The sequence below is a fragment of the Limibacter armeniacum genome (assembly GCF_036880985.1).
Taxonomy (GTDB): domain Bacteria; phylum Bacteroidota; class Bacteroidia; order Cytophagales; family Flammeovirgaceae; genus Limibacter; species Limibacter armeniacum.
On record NZ_JBAJNO010000008.1, the window covers coordinates 571,557 to 588,092 of the forward strand.

General features: G+C 41.1%; 11 protein-coding genes and 3 tRNA genes. 5 read left to right on the forward strand and 9 right to left on the reverse strand.

Annotation, left to right across the window (positions count from 1 at the left end; all coding sequences use genetic code 11):
- The first annotated feature begins 24 nt into the window (after positions 1 to 24).
- The 5 genes from V6R21_RS08365 to V6R21_RS08385 all read left to right on the forward strand — a co-directional run bounded on the left by V6R21_RS08365 (position 25) and on the right by V6R21_RS08385 (position 2,517).
- Positions 25 to 738, forward strand: a complete 714-nt coding sequence (locus V6R21_RS08365; protein WP_334242652.1) for a VC0807 family protein — start codon at positions 25 to 27, stop codon at positions 736 to 738.
- A 273-nt stretch (positions 739 to 1,011) separates the two neighbouring features.
- Positions 1,012 to 1,084, forward strand: a tRNA-Gly gene (locus V6R21_RS08370).
- A gap of 233 nt (positions 1,085 to 1,317) precedes the next feature.
- A tRNA-Gly gene (locus V6R21_RS08375) sits at positions 1,318 to 1,390 on the forward strand.
- 128 nt (positions 1,391 to 1,518) lie between these two features.
- Positions 1,519 to 1,591 (forward strand) — tRNA-Gly (locus V6R21_RS08380).
- Between the two features lie 275 nt (positions 1,592 to 1,866).
- Positions 1,867 to 2,517, forward strand: coding sequence for a CAP domain-containing protein (locus tag V6R21_RS08385; protein WP_334242653.1), 651 nt, complete (start codon positions 1,867 to 1,869; stop codon positions 2,515 to 2,517).
- A gap of 529 nt (positions 2,518 to 3,046) precedes the next feature.
- Here the strand turns inward: V6R21_RS08385 and V6R21_RS08390 are convergent.
- From V6R21_RS08390 to V6R21_RS08430, 9 genes are all read right to left on the reverse strand, one after another.
- On the reverse strand, positions 3,047 to 6,004 hold the full coding sequence (locus V6R21_RS08390; RefSeq protein ID WP_334242655.1) for a PD-(D/E)XK nuclease family protein: 2,958 nt from the start codon (positions 6,002 to 6,004) through the stop codon (positions 3,047 to 3,049).
- Positions 6,005 to 6,094: 90 nt separating this feature from the next.
- Positions 6,095 to 7,381 (reverse strand): bifunctional folylpolyglutamate synthase/dihydrofolate synthase, encoded by a 1,287-nt coding sequence (locus V6R21_RS08395; protein WP_334242657.1) that lies wholly within the window; start codon positions 7,379 to 7,381, stop codon positions 6,095 to 6,097.
- 159 nt (positions 7,382 to 7,540) lie between these two features.
- A complete protein-coding gene (locus V6R21_RS08400) occupies positions 7,541 to 8,491 on the reverse strand; it encodes a hypothetical protein (RefSeq protein WP_334242659.1) in 951 nt (316 codons plus the stop codon).
- A gap of 36 nt (positions 8,492 to 8,527) precedes the next feature.
- A complete protein-coding gene (locus tag V6R21_RS08405) occupies positions 8,528 to 8,923 on the reverse strand; it encodes an ExbD/TolR family protein (protein ID WP_334242662.1) in 396 nt (131 codons plus the stop codon).
- 72 nt (positions 8,924 to 8,995) lie between these two features.
- Complete coding sequence (locus V6R21_RS08410; RefSeq protein WP_334242664.1) at positions 8,996 to 9,394, reverse strand: ExbD/TolR family protein; 399 nt, start codon at positions 9,392 to 9,394, stop codon at positions 8,996 to 8,998.
- 70 nt (positions 9,395 to 9,464) lie between these two features.
- On the reverse strand, positions 9,465 to 10,121 hold the full coding sequence (locus tag V6R21_RS08415; RefSeq protein ID WP_334242667.1) for a MotA/TolQ/ExbB proton channel family protein: 657 nt from the start codon (positions 10,119 to 10,121) through the stop codon (positions 9,465 to 9,467).
- 67 nt (positions 10,122 to 10,188) lie between these two features.
- Positions 10,189 to 11,307, reverse strand: coding sequence for an SPOR domain-containing protein (locus tag V6R21_RS08420; RefSeq protein ID WP_334242669.1), 1,119 nt, complete (start codon positions 11,305 to 11,307; stop codon positions 10,189 to 10,191).
- Positions 11,308 to 11,448: 141 nt separating this feature from the next.
- Entirely contained in the window at positions 11,449 to 13,170 is a 1,722-nt protein-coding gene (locus V6R21_RS08425; protein WP_334242671.1) for a TonB-dependent receptor, read from the reverse strand.
- 74 nt (positions 13,171 to 13,244) lie between these two features.
- Positions 13,245 to 16,316 (reverse strand): tetratricopeptide repeat protein, encoded by a 3,072-nt coding sequence (locus tag V6R21_RS08430; RefSeq protein WP_334242673.1) that lies wholly within the window; start codon positions 16,314 to 16,316, stop codon positions 13,245 to 13,247.
- Positions 16,317 to 16,536: the final 220 nt, after the last annotated feature.

The window sequence follows — 16,536 nt, forward strand, 5'->3', positions numbered from 1 at the left end:
AGCGTAAACACAATCAACATAAATATGACATCACAAAAGACAGCCAAGAAGGAAAGCCCATTTATGAACCTGGTGGTTAATATCCTGATTCCTGCCATTATTCTATCAAAATTCAGTGATGAGGGGAGCTTGGGCCCTGAAAAAGGACTAATAGTCGCTCTAGCATTTCCTGTATGCTATGGTATTTATGACTTTGCCACGAACAAGAAAGTTAACTTTGTGGCTATTTTAGGTTTTATCAGTGTCTTATTGACTGGAGCGATTGGATTATTTCAATTGCCAAAAGAATGGGTTGCTATCAAAGAAGCAGCTGTACCATTGCTAATTGGACTGGTTATTATCATTTCAATATTCACTCCTTATCCATTGGTGGAGAAAATGCTTTATAATGATCAACTTCTGAAAGTTGACCTGATTAATAACCTGTTGGACAAAAATGGCACCAGAGAATTATTCAGAAAGAAACTGGTGGTTACTTCTTGGTTATTGGGACTTTCATTTTTCTTATCGGCAATACTCAACTTTGTTTTGGCTGAAGTATTGATCAAAAGTGAACCAGGATCTGTAGCATTTAATGAAGAGTTAGGTCAGATGACAGCTTTGAGTTGGCCTGTGATCGTATTGCCAGCAATGTTGGTAATGGCATTAGCACTTTGGTATTTGGTTAAAAGCATTAAGCTGTGTACAGGTTTGGGGATGCAGGAAGTGTTACAAGGTGTCGAAGAAAGTGAATCTTAAATATTGTAATATTTTCATATGATATATAGGCAGGGGAGGAGACTCTTCTGCCTTTTTTGTGTAGAATGAAACCAACCTGAAAGATTGAAAATGTGGGTTACAATGGGTTGGAGATCAATTGAATCTAAAAATAACCGTGACATTAACAATTGTTGAATTCGCTCGTTTATAGCAGGTTAATTTAAAATATAATTTTATTAATATTTATTTGAAATCTCAATGTAGGGATGATCAAAGTATGATTGTATATTTGATGTAAGCAATTGAAAAAAAGCGAGAGTAGCTCAGCTGGTAGAGCACAACCTTGCCAAGGTTGGGGTCGCGAGTTCGAATCTCGTCTCCCGCTCATCTAAAATTCATAGTAGAAAGTAGCAATGAGAAATGTGAAAGGAGTGCTGGTTTCCGGTACTCTTTTTTTGTGCCCAAAAATAGGGTGACCTTTTGGAGGAGCTTTCTTATTAAGGTTTGTTTAGATAAAACATCATATGAAAGATATTGCTAGTATTTGCTTTGTAATATTTAGTCGTATATTTGCACCCCGTTAAGGCAGAATAGATGGCCTAACATCAAAAAATATAAGCGAGAGTAGCTCAGCTGGTAGAGCACAACCTTGCCAAGGTTGGGGTCGCGAGTTCGAATCTCGTCTCCCGCTCAGATAACAGTTAGAAGACTGTAAAACGATCTTTTTGATTTGCAATTATTTAGGAGATTTGTACAAAAAACTAGTAGGGTAACACTGTATTAAATTGTATAAATACTGCTGACCAAGGAATATAAAAAGCGAGAGTAGCTCAGCTGGTAGAGCACAACCTTGCCAAGGTTGGGGTCGCGAGTTCGAATCTCGTCTCCCGCTCTAAAGGGTTCATAGTAGAAAGTAGCAATGAGAAATAGTTAGTTTTTGGGTTACTAACTAAGATTTAAAGGGGCTTCGCTTTGCGTTGCCCTTTTCTTTTGTCTTTTTCATACGTTTGATATGCGTTTGTACGTTAGGGGGGTATATACCAAAAAGTGCAGCCCAACACGAGATTTCACAAATAACTAGATTTTTTATTGAGGTCAATATTATCACGCTAAAGCAATTAGGCGATTAGAGTGCTGCATTAATCCTCAACCCAAGCATTGATTTCTATGATAAGAAACATGTCTTCTTCACTTTTCACACTCTTTTTTCTGCTGAGTTCTGTAAAGGCACTTGGTCAGTGGAGTGAGAAACAGTACCAGGATTTTAAAGACTCGGATGTAGTGTCACATCCATTTTTTCAGGAAAAATTTAATATCAAACAAATTGATTACGGAAGGTTAAGTGCCGCTATGTTTTTTCTGACCAATATGGAAAGGGAAAAATTAGGGCTTTCGAAGTTAGCCTATTCAGTAGAGCTGGAAGCAGCAGCCTTTCTGCATACCAAAGAAATGGGGGATAAAAACTTTTATGCCCACATCAATCCTTTTGATTCAAAACGTAGAGAGCCTGCTGATCGGGCGAGAATGGCGGGAGTACAAAACCCTCACACAGCAGAAAATATCTTATATGAGTTTGGCTATATCCATGTACAAGACACGTACCTGTCAGTAGCTAAGCGATGTGTCCAAAATTGGATGAATTCAAAGGGGCACAGGGATAATATCCTATCCAAAGATGGGCAAGCGTTGGGGTGTGGAGTTTACTTTGACGGTGTTCGTCTGTTATGTGCTCAAAGCTTTCAGTGGTATGAGCCAATCAAGCGAGGTGATGCGGTTGATAAATTACCGAAGGACTATAGTAAGTTATACTCTCATTGAAGGAAAAGGTAGGCCTGATAAACAAGAAAGCCTCTCAGATTTGAGAGGCTTTCTTGTTTCACAATGTGAATAGTTTCACGCGGCTACATTTAGCGTTTGTTTAGTCTTTCCATGTTTTCTTTTACACGTGCTAAATAGGCTAGGTCTTCTCTAAGAATTTCTTCTCTTGTCATAGTTTACTTGGTTAATAACGTTAATAGTTTTTGTTAAGCTTCTGATTTATGCAACCGGTTGCACTAGTGTGCCAAAAAAATAAAGCTGCAAGGAATAATTTGGAAAATCCGAATACAAAATGTTGTCAACCATTGGGCTTATGGATTGTGTTCGAATTTTAATATAATTTATTCGTTTTTTGTGAAATTACCATTTGGTAAATGCAGGAAATGTGAAAAGTTATAATAGGGTTCATATTGCCTTAGTAACGAGTTCATTGTAAAAGACAACCCCTTGAAAAACGAGTGGCTTTTCAAGGGGCTAGAAGTACAATTCATGTACTAAAAATACAATATTTTAACCAGCGTCAGATTCTTTAAAAATTACTATTCGCTAATTGTTCAAATGGAGGCGTTTCAGTAAAGTCTTTCTGACTGTCAAGCATATCACGGATGACAGTTCCGAAGAATTGTTCTGCAAAAGCGATAAACTCTTTTCTGTCAGTAGGTTCATCTGCTAATTTATATTGGACAAAACCGTCTGAAAGCTTTCTGAAGAAATAGAATCCTGCCTGAACCTGACAGTTTTTGGTGTCAAACCCTACTGGTAATTTCATATGTTGAAGATTCCCATGTTCAAGGTTCTGAATCAGAATGTATTTATACGCCAGTAGCTGTACAATTTTCTCTTTCTCGGGATCATGAAGGAGGTCACTCCAAGTATTGGCATTGAGCTTTTCTTTCAGGTATGAACCTGTCTTGTAATCCACGACACGGATGGTGTGGTTGCCAATAATGTCAATACGGTCAGCCATACCTGCAAGCCTGAAAGGGATAGAAGTTCCATCAGGAAGAGGAATGTGGATCGTATGGTCATGGAATGTCTCTTGTGCTACCAAGTAGAACCCAGCTTCTTTATCTCGTTGTAAGGACATGAAATTAAAGACTAGACGCTCAGCCACTTTTTTCAAAAGATAGTTTTTGCCGTAACTCATATCTTTATTCCTCACATCCTTGTCATGGCTATTGGCAGAAACGTAGCTGAGGGCATCTGAAATGGTCTTCCCTTTGGTCATGGCATCGAGGTCTTCACGGCTAATGACCTGTCCTACCTGATGCTTGAAAAGCTGCTCGATAGTCTCGTGCAACAAGGTACCAAAAGTTCTATAATCCAAACTTTCTTCAAGTTCCTCGCCTTCCTGTATGCCTAATACCCTCATCTCCAAAAACTCCAATGGATTACGGATGTATCGGTTGATAAGTGATGGGCTAAAGCCTTTTCTTATCTGTTCTTTCAATAGTTCAACAATGGCAGCATCCTTTTCAATGCGATACCCTTCCTGTTCAGTGAGGTCAGGAAGTTCAAGCTCCAGTAATTTCTTTTCAACAGAAATCTTGTATTCAGGGAAGCAAGCCAATTCTTCCTGTAACTGTACCAAGAATCGGCTGATTTCCCCACCATCCTTATTGGCGGTAGGGTCAGTGTGAATCAGGGTAATCTTTTTGGCTCTGTGAAAGAGTCTATAGAAGGTGTAGGCGAAAGCAATGTCATTGTGTTTGTAAGTAGGCATACCTGACTGTACCCTTAAGTCATAAGGAATGATAGATTCTGCCACCTTTTTCATAGGCAATTTGCCCTCATTGCATGAAAGGATAATAACGTGCTCAAAGTCCAATGCACGGCTTTCGAGCATACCCATTATTTGAAGAGGAGCGATAGGTCTGCCTGTAAACGGAATGCTGACATTTTTCAGCAATTCCATCATCAGAAGCCTGAAGGTTTGAATAGAAAGCTGTTCCTTTCGTGCAGACAGAATATCCTGAAGGCGTGTAAGGGTTGTAAAGAACTTCATCAATAGCTCATTCTCGAAGCTTTGCCCTTCTTCCTTATCATATAATTTGAGTGGGTCTTCTCTTCTTCTGAATACATCCACAAGAGCTTCTGTTAATGCCATTAGTTGGTCAATCGCCTTGCGGTAATTTTTATTCCATGATTGGAAAATGGCTTCATAAAGTGGCATGCTATCCCCCCAACTGACAACTTTACCAAGAGGCATAAAAATCAGTCCCTGTTCTGTGATTTCCTTTTGAATGCCTTCCGCAATTTCACGGTATTCTTTGGAGGTGTTGGAGTATTGGAAATAAGGGTGCCTTACGATGTTCAGTATATCTTTAAAATAAGCACACATTACGCCATCCTTTTCTTTCAAGCCATCCTGCATTTTGAAGATTGCTTGAATCAAATCAAAAAGAGGAGTGTGTTGAAACGCAATACCCATGGTGATGTTGGTCTTGTCGGCCAATTGCGTGCCATCAGGCATCTCTATATCAGGCAATGAATACAGTAGTGGGTTCAGCAAGCTTTCATCAGGTAATAGAATTCCTGTATGGTTGATGGTAGTGGAGAATCGTCGGCATTCATCCTGATCAGACAGGTTTTGCTGAAGTATTTGTCCAACTAACTTTGCTTGCGTTGGATTACTGCTGACCGTGATAATTTCTACCTGTTTCTCTTCCTGACCAATGTATTTAAGCTGAAGGTCAGGATGATCCTTGGCAAATGAGTTTTCAAATTGACGAAGGAAATGTCCTGCTTCATGTTCTGTATTGTCAAGGTAAAACCTGTCAGCGTCGAAGTAATGCTCTGTCAGTTTCATTTTGGTCAGGCGTTCCATCATCTGTTGCTCTACAGTAGAGACCTGGCTGAATCCTGCAAAAACTACTTTCTTGATACCTAACTCCTTGACAGCATCCTCAAGCCTGTTGTAAGCTTGCCTGAAAGCCAAACCACCATAAGCAATTCCCTTCTTTTCCAGTTTCGCTCGAAAATTCCAATAGGTTTTGGACAGGTTCTCCCAAAATGCGAAGAACTCCGTCAATGATTTAGACTGACGCTCTTTTAGGGTTTCAGGTTCAGTTCCTAACTCTTCAGCCCAGCGTTCGATTGCTTTGATATCGTGGAGTTGGGTGAACATTTCTTCTGTTTGCTGCTCGTTGAGGTTGTTGTCAATCATATTGAAATCTCGGAGCATGGAGTTGCCTAGAGGAGCAAACTTTTCAAGCGTCACTTCAGGTTCTAGTTCCCGATAAGTTTCAAAAAGCTCAAACAGGAGGGTTACTCCATCCGCTTTTTGCAAATTACTGAGCTGTTTGGCAAAACCTTCCATAGAAAGAATAGCAGGAGAGAAGATGGTGTTCTCCATCACTTCACCTAGATACTGCTTGAAATACATACAGGCCCGCCTTGAAGGCAAAACGATGTAAAGTTCACTCAGTTGTTCTTTGTGTTGATGATAGACTTTTTGGGCTACTTCTCTCAGAAAAATTTCTTTCATGGTCTTTTTAGTATTAAGGAAAGAGACTAGCGGTGGAATTCAAAATATTCCCAACATCTCAAGTCTCCAACCTTATCTATAATCTATTATTTATAACTCATTTACTTCTGCCACTACAAAAGTGCTTCCTCCTATAAAAATCAGGTCTTGTGGATTGGCATGTTGCTTGGCTGCTTCTATTGCCTGATTGACGTCAGGAATAACAATACCGCTCAGCCCATGTTGAGTAGCTGCTTTCTGTAACACTTCAGCATCCAATCCTCTTGGAACATTAGGTTTGCAGAAATAGTAGGTGGCATCTTTTGGAAATAGTGGAAGTACTTTTTTCAAGTCTTTTTCAATCACTACACCAAGTACCATATGAAGGTGCTCAAATTCCTGATGGTTAAGCTGCTCCAGAATATAAGTCAATCCCCCTTCATTGTGTCCTACATCACAGATGATTGTAGGTTGCGTACTGATTTGTTGCCAACGGCCTTTGATGCCTGTTAGTGACACTACTTCAGAAAAGCCAGTACGGATATGTTCCAAGGTGATAGGTGTAGGCAGTTTGGGATTGAGCATTTCAATCAGTTGTAATACACCCAGTACATTTTTGTATTGATAATAGCCACTGAGTCCCAAAGTCACCTTTTCAAGAAAAGGGATATTTTCTTTTTGGATAGACACCTCATTAAGAGCATCTGTTTTTGTCAAGCTGTAATAGTCTGAAGCAAAAGCAATGTCAGCTTGAAGTGAGGTAGCTTTCTCTTCAAAAAGGGCTCTGATTTCTTCCTGTGATTCGCTGATGGCTACAGGTATATGCTGCTTGATGATACCAGCCTTTTCAGCTGCAATAGCTTGAATTGTATCACCCAAAATATCCGTATGGTCCATACTGATATTTGTGATCAGGCAAGCTTCAGGCGTGATGATATTGGTTGAGTCAAGTCTGCCTCCCAATCCTACTTCAATTACGGCATAGTCTACCTTTTCTTCTGCAAAATGATTGAAAGCCATTGCTACAGTCATCTCAAAGAAAGAAGGCTTGATTTGCTCCAAAGTTTGCTGATTCTTTTCCACAAACGCAATCACCTTGTCTTCTGGAATACTTTCTCCGTTGATACGGATGCGTTCTGTAAAGCTTTTCAGGTGAGGAGAAGTATAAAGTCCCACTTTATAACCTGCTGCTTGAAGAATCGCAGCGGTGAAGTGGGATGAGCTACCTTTGCCGTTGGTGCCTGCAATATGAATGGATTTGAACTTGTTATGCGGATTGTCCAATGCATGGCACAATGCAATTGTGTTAGACAGATCTTTCTTGAGTGCAGCTGCTCCAACCCGTTGGAACATCGGCAACTGATTATACATATAGTCGAGAGCTTGCTCGTATGTCATATTTTTAGAACCTAGAAGTCAGATGCTAGAGCCAAGGTAGGCCCATTTTTTATTTGAATTTCTTTGATCAATACCAAAAATGGCTGAACAGCAAATTTAGGCAATGTGCCCGCATTCTGTTCAGCCATCTTCAATTTTTTAGAAAGGGAAAGTCTCTTTTTATCGTGCCGTAATGATAAATGTGATTCGACCAACGGTATAGCCTGCCACCTCAGTGTCCAATTCAGTTGGCATAAAGATCAGTTCTTTGACTGCCTCTTCATAGTAAGTAGCTACAGCTCTTGATACAGAACGGAAAACCGTTTTGACACCCACTACTTCACCTACTTCGTCAATCTGAACTTCAATGACTACCTTACCTGTTTCAGTAGATTCGTCATTCACGACAGGGGCATCAACCCATTTCCAGCCTGGCATATCCAAGGCTGCTCCGCCACTACCTTTTCCACCTTTGTCAAGAATTGCCTCAGCATTGATATTACCTTCTTTGCTGCCTGCATCCCCAACACCTTCTTTGGCTGACCCATTATTGTTGGCTTTATTCTCGTCAGCAGTTCCGTTAGAACCAGACTCTTTTGGTTTTGGCAATAAGGCTGACTCATCTACAGTGCTACTATTGTCTTTTTTGACAGGGTCCTCCGGTACTTTTTCAGGCGTGTCTGCCTGCTTGTCTTTAGCAGGTTTAGCATCGTCCATCTGTACATCAGACTCAGCGTCTTTTACAGTATTGACAGCATCAGGTGTTTTAGAGATTTCCTCTTGCTTGTCTTCAATTGGTTTTGGTTGTGATTTTTGTTCAGGAATTGGTTTTTCCTCATCCTGTTTTGGTTTCACCTCCTCATTGACGCTTTCCTTTGGCTTTGCCTCATCCAAACTCTTGTTGTCATTTGGTGGGGCTTTGGATTGCGTTGATTCCGAGCCGCCAATCAAGTCGTTCTCACCCAGATTCACCTCAATGCCATAAACTGGTTTTGGAGGATCTGGCGGAGACCAAACAATTGTATATAAGGCAAGAAAGAACAAGCCAACATGCACCAATATTGTAGCAATGATGCCTGCTGCTTTAGCTTTCTTTTCTTTCCTTTTGTTATCGTCATTATATCCTTCCATAAGAAGAAAGTCGTATTTGATGTGAAATTACAGTGATTAATCAGGTTTGGCAGCAATACTTACTTTTGCTTTCAGCCTAGCTGCCATACTTGCTACATCTACTACCTTGGTGGCAGGAGCGTCCTTGTCAGCCGTGATTACAACTGAGCCTTCCTGCGTGTTGGGCAATACTGTTTTCAGTTCTTCTTCCAAGTACTCATAAGGAACTTGGACTTCATTGACAAAGTATTGATTATCATTGGTAATGCTGATGTACACCTTTGGAACTACCTTTGGCGGTGCCGGACGGCTAGTTGGAAGCGTAATTGGCAGACCGGAAGGTGTTACGAAATTAGAAGTCAGCATAAAGAAGACCAGCAACAGGAAGATCATGTCCGTCATGGAAGACATGTTGAATGATGGGTCAATCTTGTTTTCCGGTTTCAGTCCCATGTGTTATAGATTTTAGACTCGAGATAGGTGTTGTTGAGTAATTGAATACTCCGTTCCTGTGTCTCTGGTCTCTTATTTACTTGGAGTAATACTTACCTTAGCTTTTAGTTTTGAGGCAAGACTGGCGATATTCACCAGATTCTGGACAGGTACACCTTCTGCGACAGTCAGAATAATCAGCCCATCTTTTTCGGGTAATAATCCTGACAGTTCATCCTCTACATACTCGAAGGGTACTGCTTTTTTGTTGACGTAGTACTTGTCTCCTCTGCGGAGGCTGACCGTTACCTTAACCGTTTCCTTAGGCTTTTCAGTCTTCGTTTTCTTGTTTGTCGGAACGGAGATCGGCAAGCCGGCAGGTGTTACGAAATTGGAAGTCAGCATAAAGAACACGAGCAACAGGAAAATCATGTCCGTCATAGAGGACATATTGAACGTAGGATCAATCTTGTTTTCCGGTTTTAGTCCCATGTGTTATAGATTTTAGACTTGAGATATCAGTATTTAGGTATCTCAAGTCTTATGTCTTTAGTGTTAGATCTTAGTTTGGTTTCTGCAACAGGTCAATGAATTCGATGGTAGTTACCTCCATATTGTGTACTACCTCTTCAATCTGTCTTACCAAAAAGTTGTAGCTGATATATGCTGCAATTCCCACCAACAGACCACCTGCTGTGGTTACCATAGCACCATAGATACCTTCAGAAAGCAACTTAGGGCTAACAGACCCTTCTTCCTGTGAAATTGCAATAAAGGCAGTGATCATACCGATTACGGTACCAAAGAAACCGATCATCGGGGCTGCACCTGAGATCATACCCAACAGGCTGACGTTTTTCTCAAGGTGGTAAAGCTCGATCTTACCTACATTTTCGATAGAAACCTCAATGTTTTTCAGAGGAGAAGTGATGTGGTCAAGACCTGCTTTCAGCATCTTAGCCATTGGTGTACTTTCCTTACGGCAGTAAGCTTTTGCAGCTTCAATATCACCTTTCAGTACTGATGAGTTTACATTGTCCAGCAGTTGTCTAGGCTCTTTTTTAGCCTTGCTGATGACAACCATTCTTGTTACAAAAATATAGACTGTAATGATGGACATAACGCCCAACACAGCCATCGTCCACCCGCCTTTCTGAACCAGGTCAACGATTGAGATCGCATCTAGTGCCTCTTCCTGTAGTGCCGCTAATAATGTCATGGTTTTATTGTTATGCTTTTAATATGAGATGTTGAATCAAATTTTTGTCCAATTTTGAGTAGGTGTATCAGAATTTCCAAACCCAAGCACCTTTGAAATCTTGTTCGATGCTGCTCAGTTCGCTATTGGCAGAGCCTTGGTCTGTGAAGTCAGCTACCGATACCCTGTATTTGCCATTGTACTTGATGATTTTGCTTTCCTGATGTCCTTTAGCCTTGTATTGTTTCTGAGCTCTGGAAGCATTGGCTTCTGTTGTGAAACTAGAAACAATGATATAATACCTGCCTGTACGGCTGATGATTGGACCATCGGTTGTAACACTTGGTCTTGCTTTCTGTACAACAGGCTCAGGCTTTTCTTCTACCTCTTCAGTTGCGGTACTGCTATATTCCTCATCAGTAGTTTCACTGCTGGTAGTCTCAAAGCTTTCGTCTGATGTCGTTTCTTCACCAAATGAAGTATAGTCAGTACTGTCTCCAGCAGTTGCTAGCTCTTCTGTAGAAGAGGCTCCTTCAGAAGGCTGTGTTGTTTCAGATAGTGCAACATTGTCTGTGGTGTCATTTCCCATCAGTTTATCGTACGCCGAAGGATTGAAGAAGAAATAGATACCCAGTGCTGCAATGAAAATCAGTGGTACAGCCAGCCAGTAAATCAAGTTGTTGTTTCTTTGGTCTTCTTCATCGTCATTATAGCCCGGTGAAGAAGGTGTAGGCATATTCTGTTGAGGAGGCGTTGTCGCCCTGTATTCATCAACATCAGATTCTTCCTCAATGATAGGAGAAGCCGTGATTTTAGGAAGCCCAAAGCTATCAGGCAATACATTTTCCTCATCCAATTGGTGGAAGAGCAATCTGCCACCTAAACCGCCTTTGAAATAACCCAATCCTTTGATGCGGGCAATGTCACCAGTTTGCACCTGCTGCATAATACTGCTGACAAACAACTCCACTTGCATCCTAACCTCAGTCAGGTCTGCGTGTTCTTTATCTGAAATGAACTTGACAATGGATACATCCGGATCGAGGTTAACATCTTCAGTAAACTCAATATCCGCATGTGGTGGTGTAATCATGTTTCCGGCGTCACTTACCTCTGCGCCAGCTTCTCGTGAAGAAAAGGTTCCTAGTCCAGGTATTGCAGCAATACCCTGCTCCACTAATGCTTCCTTAATAAAGTTTGCAATCATCGCTATTGATTTGTAGTGCCAGTTGTTAGTTTTTTTACCGAGTGACGGGAGTTTAATTTAGGTTAAGTAGTAATGACAGACCAATAATCCGCCCTTCGGTAATTCCAGCATTATTCCAACAAAAATATATAATAGACAGCCCTAGAATGAATAGCTTGCGCCAGCCATAAACTGTATACCTCTCGCTTTATAGTTTAAGTAACGTTCGTAATTCTGACCAAACAGGTTCTGCAATTGCAGGAATGCGCCCAAGTGATCAGTAATGCTATAGTCCGCATGCAGACTAAGGTCAAAAATTGGTTTTAGTTTGGTGGTGGTTTCCTGTACAATGCCAAACTCATCAGGCTCAAATGCTTTGGCTTTGATGCCTCCATAATGGATCAAGTTGGTACCAAGGGTCAATTTTTCAAGATATTGATAATTAACCGAAAGCTTATTGATCATTGTAGGACGGTGCCAAGGTTCCTGAAGTTCGTCACTTACGCTGTAGGCGTTGAGTTGAGAACTTAAAGATGCTGTCAGCTCTCTAAAACGGGCTGAGCCTTCCAATCCGATATGGAAATTTCCAGTCGTTTCATCATTGTAAACTACATCAAATCTCGAAACATCTTCCCAATTATTTACAAAAAATCCTAGATTTTTTATAAGCGCATAACCGGCACTACCTCTTACCGAAACGTTACTGATCGGAATAAAGTCGAAACCTGCTGTCAGGTCTACCAGTTTGTCTGCATGAACCAATTGCTGAAGTTGTCCAATATAAGGGTTTTCCTCATTGAGAGAGCGTAATGTAACCCTTTCAAGGTTTCCTTCTATATCTACAAATGCACCGAGTTTACCCTCGTCAATGTTGTAGTAAGCATGCAAATTCGGGTAAATGTAGATATTCTTGTCAAGTTCTGTACTATCTGAACTGTAGGCAAAGCGTACGCCAACCGAATAAGTGAACGCATCAGCCTTGCCGTTAAATGAAGGTGACACATATAGGATATTACGGCTGTTTTTCAGCTCCACACTTTGTTCATTTTCAGTAAGGGACTGCTTAGCCTGATTGAGTACTGCTCCTACGTCCAATGACAGGCTGTTGTCTTTATTCAACTTATATTTGCCTGTAGCACTTAGCTCAAAGTTGTATTCTGTCGCGTCGAAGTTATCAGAGAAGATATAACCATCAAGCCTTGGCGTAACTTCAAAATCATTTCTGCTTCTGACAATATTATAGGCACCGCCAAATGTCAGCAAGTTGGTCATTTTGCGAATATCATCCTTATTGACTTCTTCTACAGGCTCATCGAAGCCGTAGTAGTGAACCACTCTGCGGGTATGTCCTATGTATGCAGAAATCTTATCAGACCCTTGATAGACTGTACCAAACAAATCTAGCTGGTTCAAACTGGAAGCTGACAAGTCTTTGTATACCGCACCTTCACCTGAAGAGAGGTGCTTGAAGCGAACCCCATAATCCATTCGGTCATTCTGACGTGAATTGAAAAAACCTTCAAGGTATGGCGTGATGTAATTACCAAATCCTGCTTTTAAATAGTTGCCATAAAGGTTCTCCGCTTTCTGGTGATGAATTCGTGCAGGATTTATTGGCGGATTCATTTCCGGAAGGTCATAGTTCAATAGCTTCAGGTCATAGCTGATAGGCTTGTCTGAACGTTCACGGACAGTCTTGTCCATCTTGTCAAAGTATCGGTTTGCCAAAGGAAGTGCCAACTGGCGGTCTTTCTGAATGACCACTTCAGCATCAGAAATATCTCCGTCATTAGTCCCATATTCTTCCTGAGCTTGAACCCATAGCGGGCTTGCTACTAGAAAGGAGATAAAAAGGCTTTTTATAAATCTATTGGTGTTCATCATTTACTATGCTCGAATTAGGTGTTGAGTAGGGGAGGTCATCAGGAGATTCCTCCCTCCATGTTGGTTACAGTTGCTTACTTCTTGTTTGCAGGCTTAGCATTGTCTTCGGCTACCTGTTTTTCAGGTTTTGCAGTGGATACCGATTTGGTGGAATCCTTTGCAGCTTCGGCCGCCTCTTCCGCTTCATCTGCCTCAATTTGGTTTAGCAGTTCCTGCGCCTTTTTCTTGTGGTAGTCACTTTCACTGTTTTCGATTACAGACTTCAGCGTAGCTTTCGCTTGGAAAGTATTGTCTTCGTCGTAATAGTTTTCAGCGATCAGGATATAAGCTTCATAAACCCAAGTACTGTAAGAAGCATATTTCTTACGCACATTAATCAGTTCTTGTGTGCTGTTTTTGAGGTCATCTTTGAGCCTTAGTGACAGACCAATCAAGTATTGTGCTTCAGCACCATATTTACTGTCTGACTTAGTGGTGATGTTGTTCAGCTCCACTATCGCAGCATCGTATTTTTTCTGCTTTACAAGAATTTTACCCCTGTAGAGTTCAGCCTCTAATTGGTAGCGTCTCATCTTGTCACTGATGATCTTGTCTACATAGGTTTTGGATGCAGCCCAGTCATTCAGCATAAAGTATGAACGCATCAGTCCGGCATATGCCAGTTCTGTATACAGGGACTTGTTACTGATTCTTTTCAGTTCCATAAATGCATTGGATGCTTCCGCATAATGTCCAAGTGCATAATGAGCATCGGCAATACGTCTTACGGCGTTAGGTCTTAGCTCATTTCCTTCAACCCCTTCAAATGCCTTGATGGATTCTTCCATTCTACCAAGAGACTTATAGCAGTTACCCAATGTCAGGTAAGCATCATCCCTGATTTCTCCTTTTGGAGCCTGTTTGATAAAACGTTCCAATGCAATGATTGCATCCGCATACTGCCCGTCCAAAAACAGTTTTTTGGCATTGTCATAATCCACTTTTAGCAGTGCTGTACTTTCAGGGTTTTCCTTTTCGTATCGGGCACGGTAAGTGGCAAGATCCTTTACAGGAGTTCCTTGGTTAGAGATTTCAGTCAAGGTCTGAATAGCACTTTTGGCATATTCAGAAGTCATGGATGTATCCAGTATTTTCTTGTAGTCATCAATTGCCATTTCTGGAGAACCCATATTCTTGAAAGCCAAGGCTCTTTCAGCATAAGTAGGCAATAGCAACTGACTGTTCTTGTGGTCATCAATCAGCTTGCTGAAGAATTGGATCGCTTGTCTCCAGCGTGCATTTTCAGCATAGATATTACCCAATTGGTAGAGTGCTTTGTCCCTGTGAGAGGAAGTCGGAAAGTTTTTTACGAGCATTTCCAATTGTTCTACAGCTTCATTGCTTCTACCATATGCACGGTAGGTATTACCTTTCTGGTACATGATGTAGTCCAGCGACTTATTGTCTGGACTGGTACTTACAGCGAGGTCATAGTTACGCAATGCTTGCTGGAAGTCTTTGTTGATATATTGGCAGTCAGCCAATCGGACATGTGCATCAGCTTTGCGCTCACGGTTTTGGTCACGTCCACTGCTTAGGTAACTACTGAAAGCATCAGCAGCTTTACTGTATTCTTTGCTATTATAAAGCGCATAACCAGTTCCGTACTGAGCACGTGCGTATTCAGTTGCATTTGGCTCTACTTGTTTGTAGCTAGCCAATGCTTGTGGATATTTGCGCCCATATGAATAGATTTCACCTTGCCAGAAATAAGCAGAGTTTTTCAGTTTGCTGTCATATGGGTATAGCAAAGATTGATTCAGCATATTGACCGCTTCTTCAAACTTACCGTCATTGTAATTCTCGACCCCCTTATTGAAGGCAATCTCCTGATAAGCTTCCTTGATCTGCCTGTTTTTGTTGCGGATCTTGTTGAAGTGCATCAGTGCCTTATCATAATCCCCTGTATTTAGGTAAGCCTCTGTTGAGAAGTTGTAAACATCTTGACCATGTGTGCCATTAGGGAATTTCTCGAAATAAAACTCACTGCCCTGAATGGTGGAAGTATAGTCTGAGGCATCATAACTGACTTTGGTATAATAAAATGCACCAAGTTCCTGCATGGCAGGGTCATACTCCAGTTTGCGACACTTGTCAAATGCTGCAATAGCCAATTCCTTACGGTTAAGCTTGATATAGCTAATACCCAAATGGTAAGCAGATACCTGAGCCAATGTGTCAGCACCATCAGCAGCCTTGCTAAGGTACGCTACACTCATGGCTGGTTTGTCTGTCTTGAAAAGGGAGTAACCCATACGGTAGTGTACATCCCTTGCTGCAGCCTTATTGTTTTTGATGTATTCACCAAAATACTTTTGTGCTTGCTCGTAGTCTTTCTTTTGGAAATAAGATTCTCCTGCAAACAGCTTAAGGTCTGACGGAACAGCTTCCCTTCTTTTCTCAAGGTCGGCTACAAAACTGATGACTTGGTCATATTTCCCTTGCTGGTAGTATATGCCAGGTATCATCACATAAGTTTCGGGTCTGATATCAGGGTCTTGTGAAGCCTTGTTTAGGTCTTCAAAGGCTTCTTTCAGGTTGCCATTGCGGTAGTTAATATAACCTGCATAATAGCTGGCCTTATAGGCATAAGCATGAACCCCTTTTTTCAGGAAACTGAATATTTTACCAGCTTCGTCGTACTGCTCAACGGCGAAGTACGAATAAGCCAACTGGTAAGCCTTTTCCATATTGGCAGGGTCCTCCATATCCATATTGCGGAGGTTCTTGCGGAAATACTTGACCGCTTTTTTATAGTCACCTCTTGAATAGTAATAAGAGCCTATATCAGTGTAAGCACGAAGAGAAAGGCTATGGTTAGGGTATTTCTCAATCAGCTCAGACATTTCCTGCTCAAACTCAGGGTGGTCTAGCTCAAGGTCACAGACACCAAGGTAGTATTGTGCCTGAACACTACGCTCACTTTGCTCATCTTTGGAAAGGTACTCTGAAAACAGCCGTCTTGCGGCTGAGTATTTTTGTTTTTGATAAAGGTCTAAGGCGTTTTCAAAAAGGTTTAAATTGTCGGTTTGAGATACATGGTCCTGTCCAAGCGCACTGAAGGACAGACCTGCACACATGACTAGCGTACTAAGACGTTTCAGCATATTGTATATATAAGTAAAGCGTGATAATCAGTGAAAAATGTTGAAAACAGTTGATGACCTTACATTGGCAATTTTTATTCCTGCTCTTGTATATTGGTCATATTTTTTTGAAAAAATAACATACAGTAGAATTCAAAAGTCTTTTCGTTTGCTTATCCTCTTAACACGAAGCACTCTGTAATGTTATATTCTCTTTGATTTAAGTGATCCCTTGCTATTC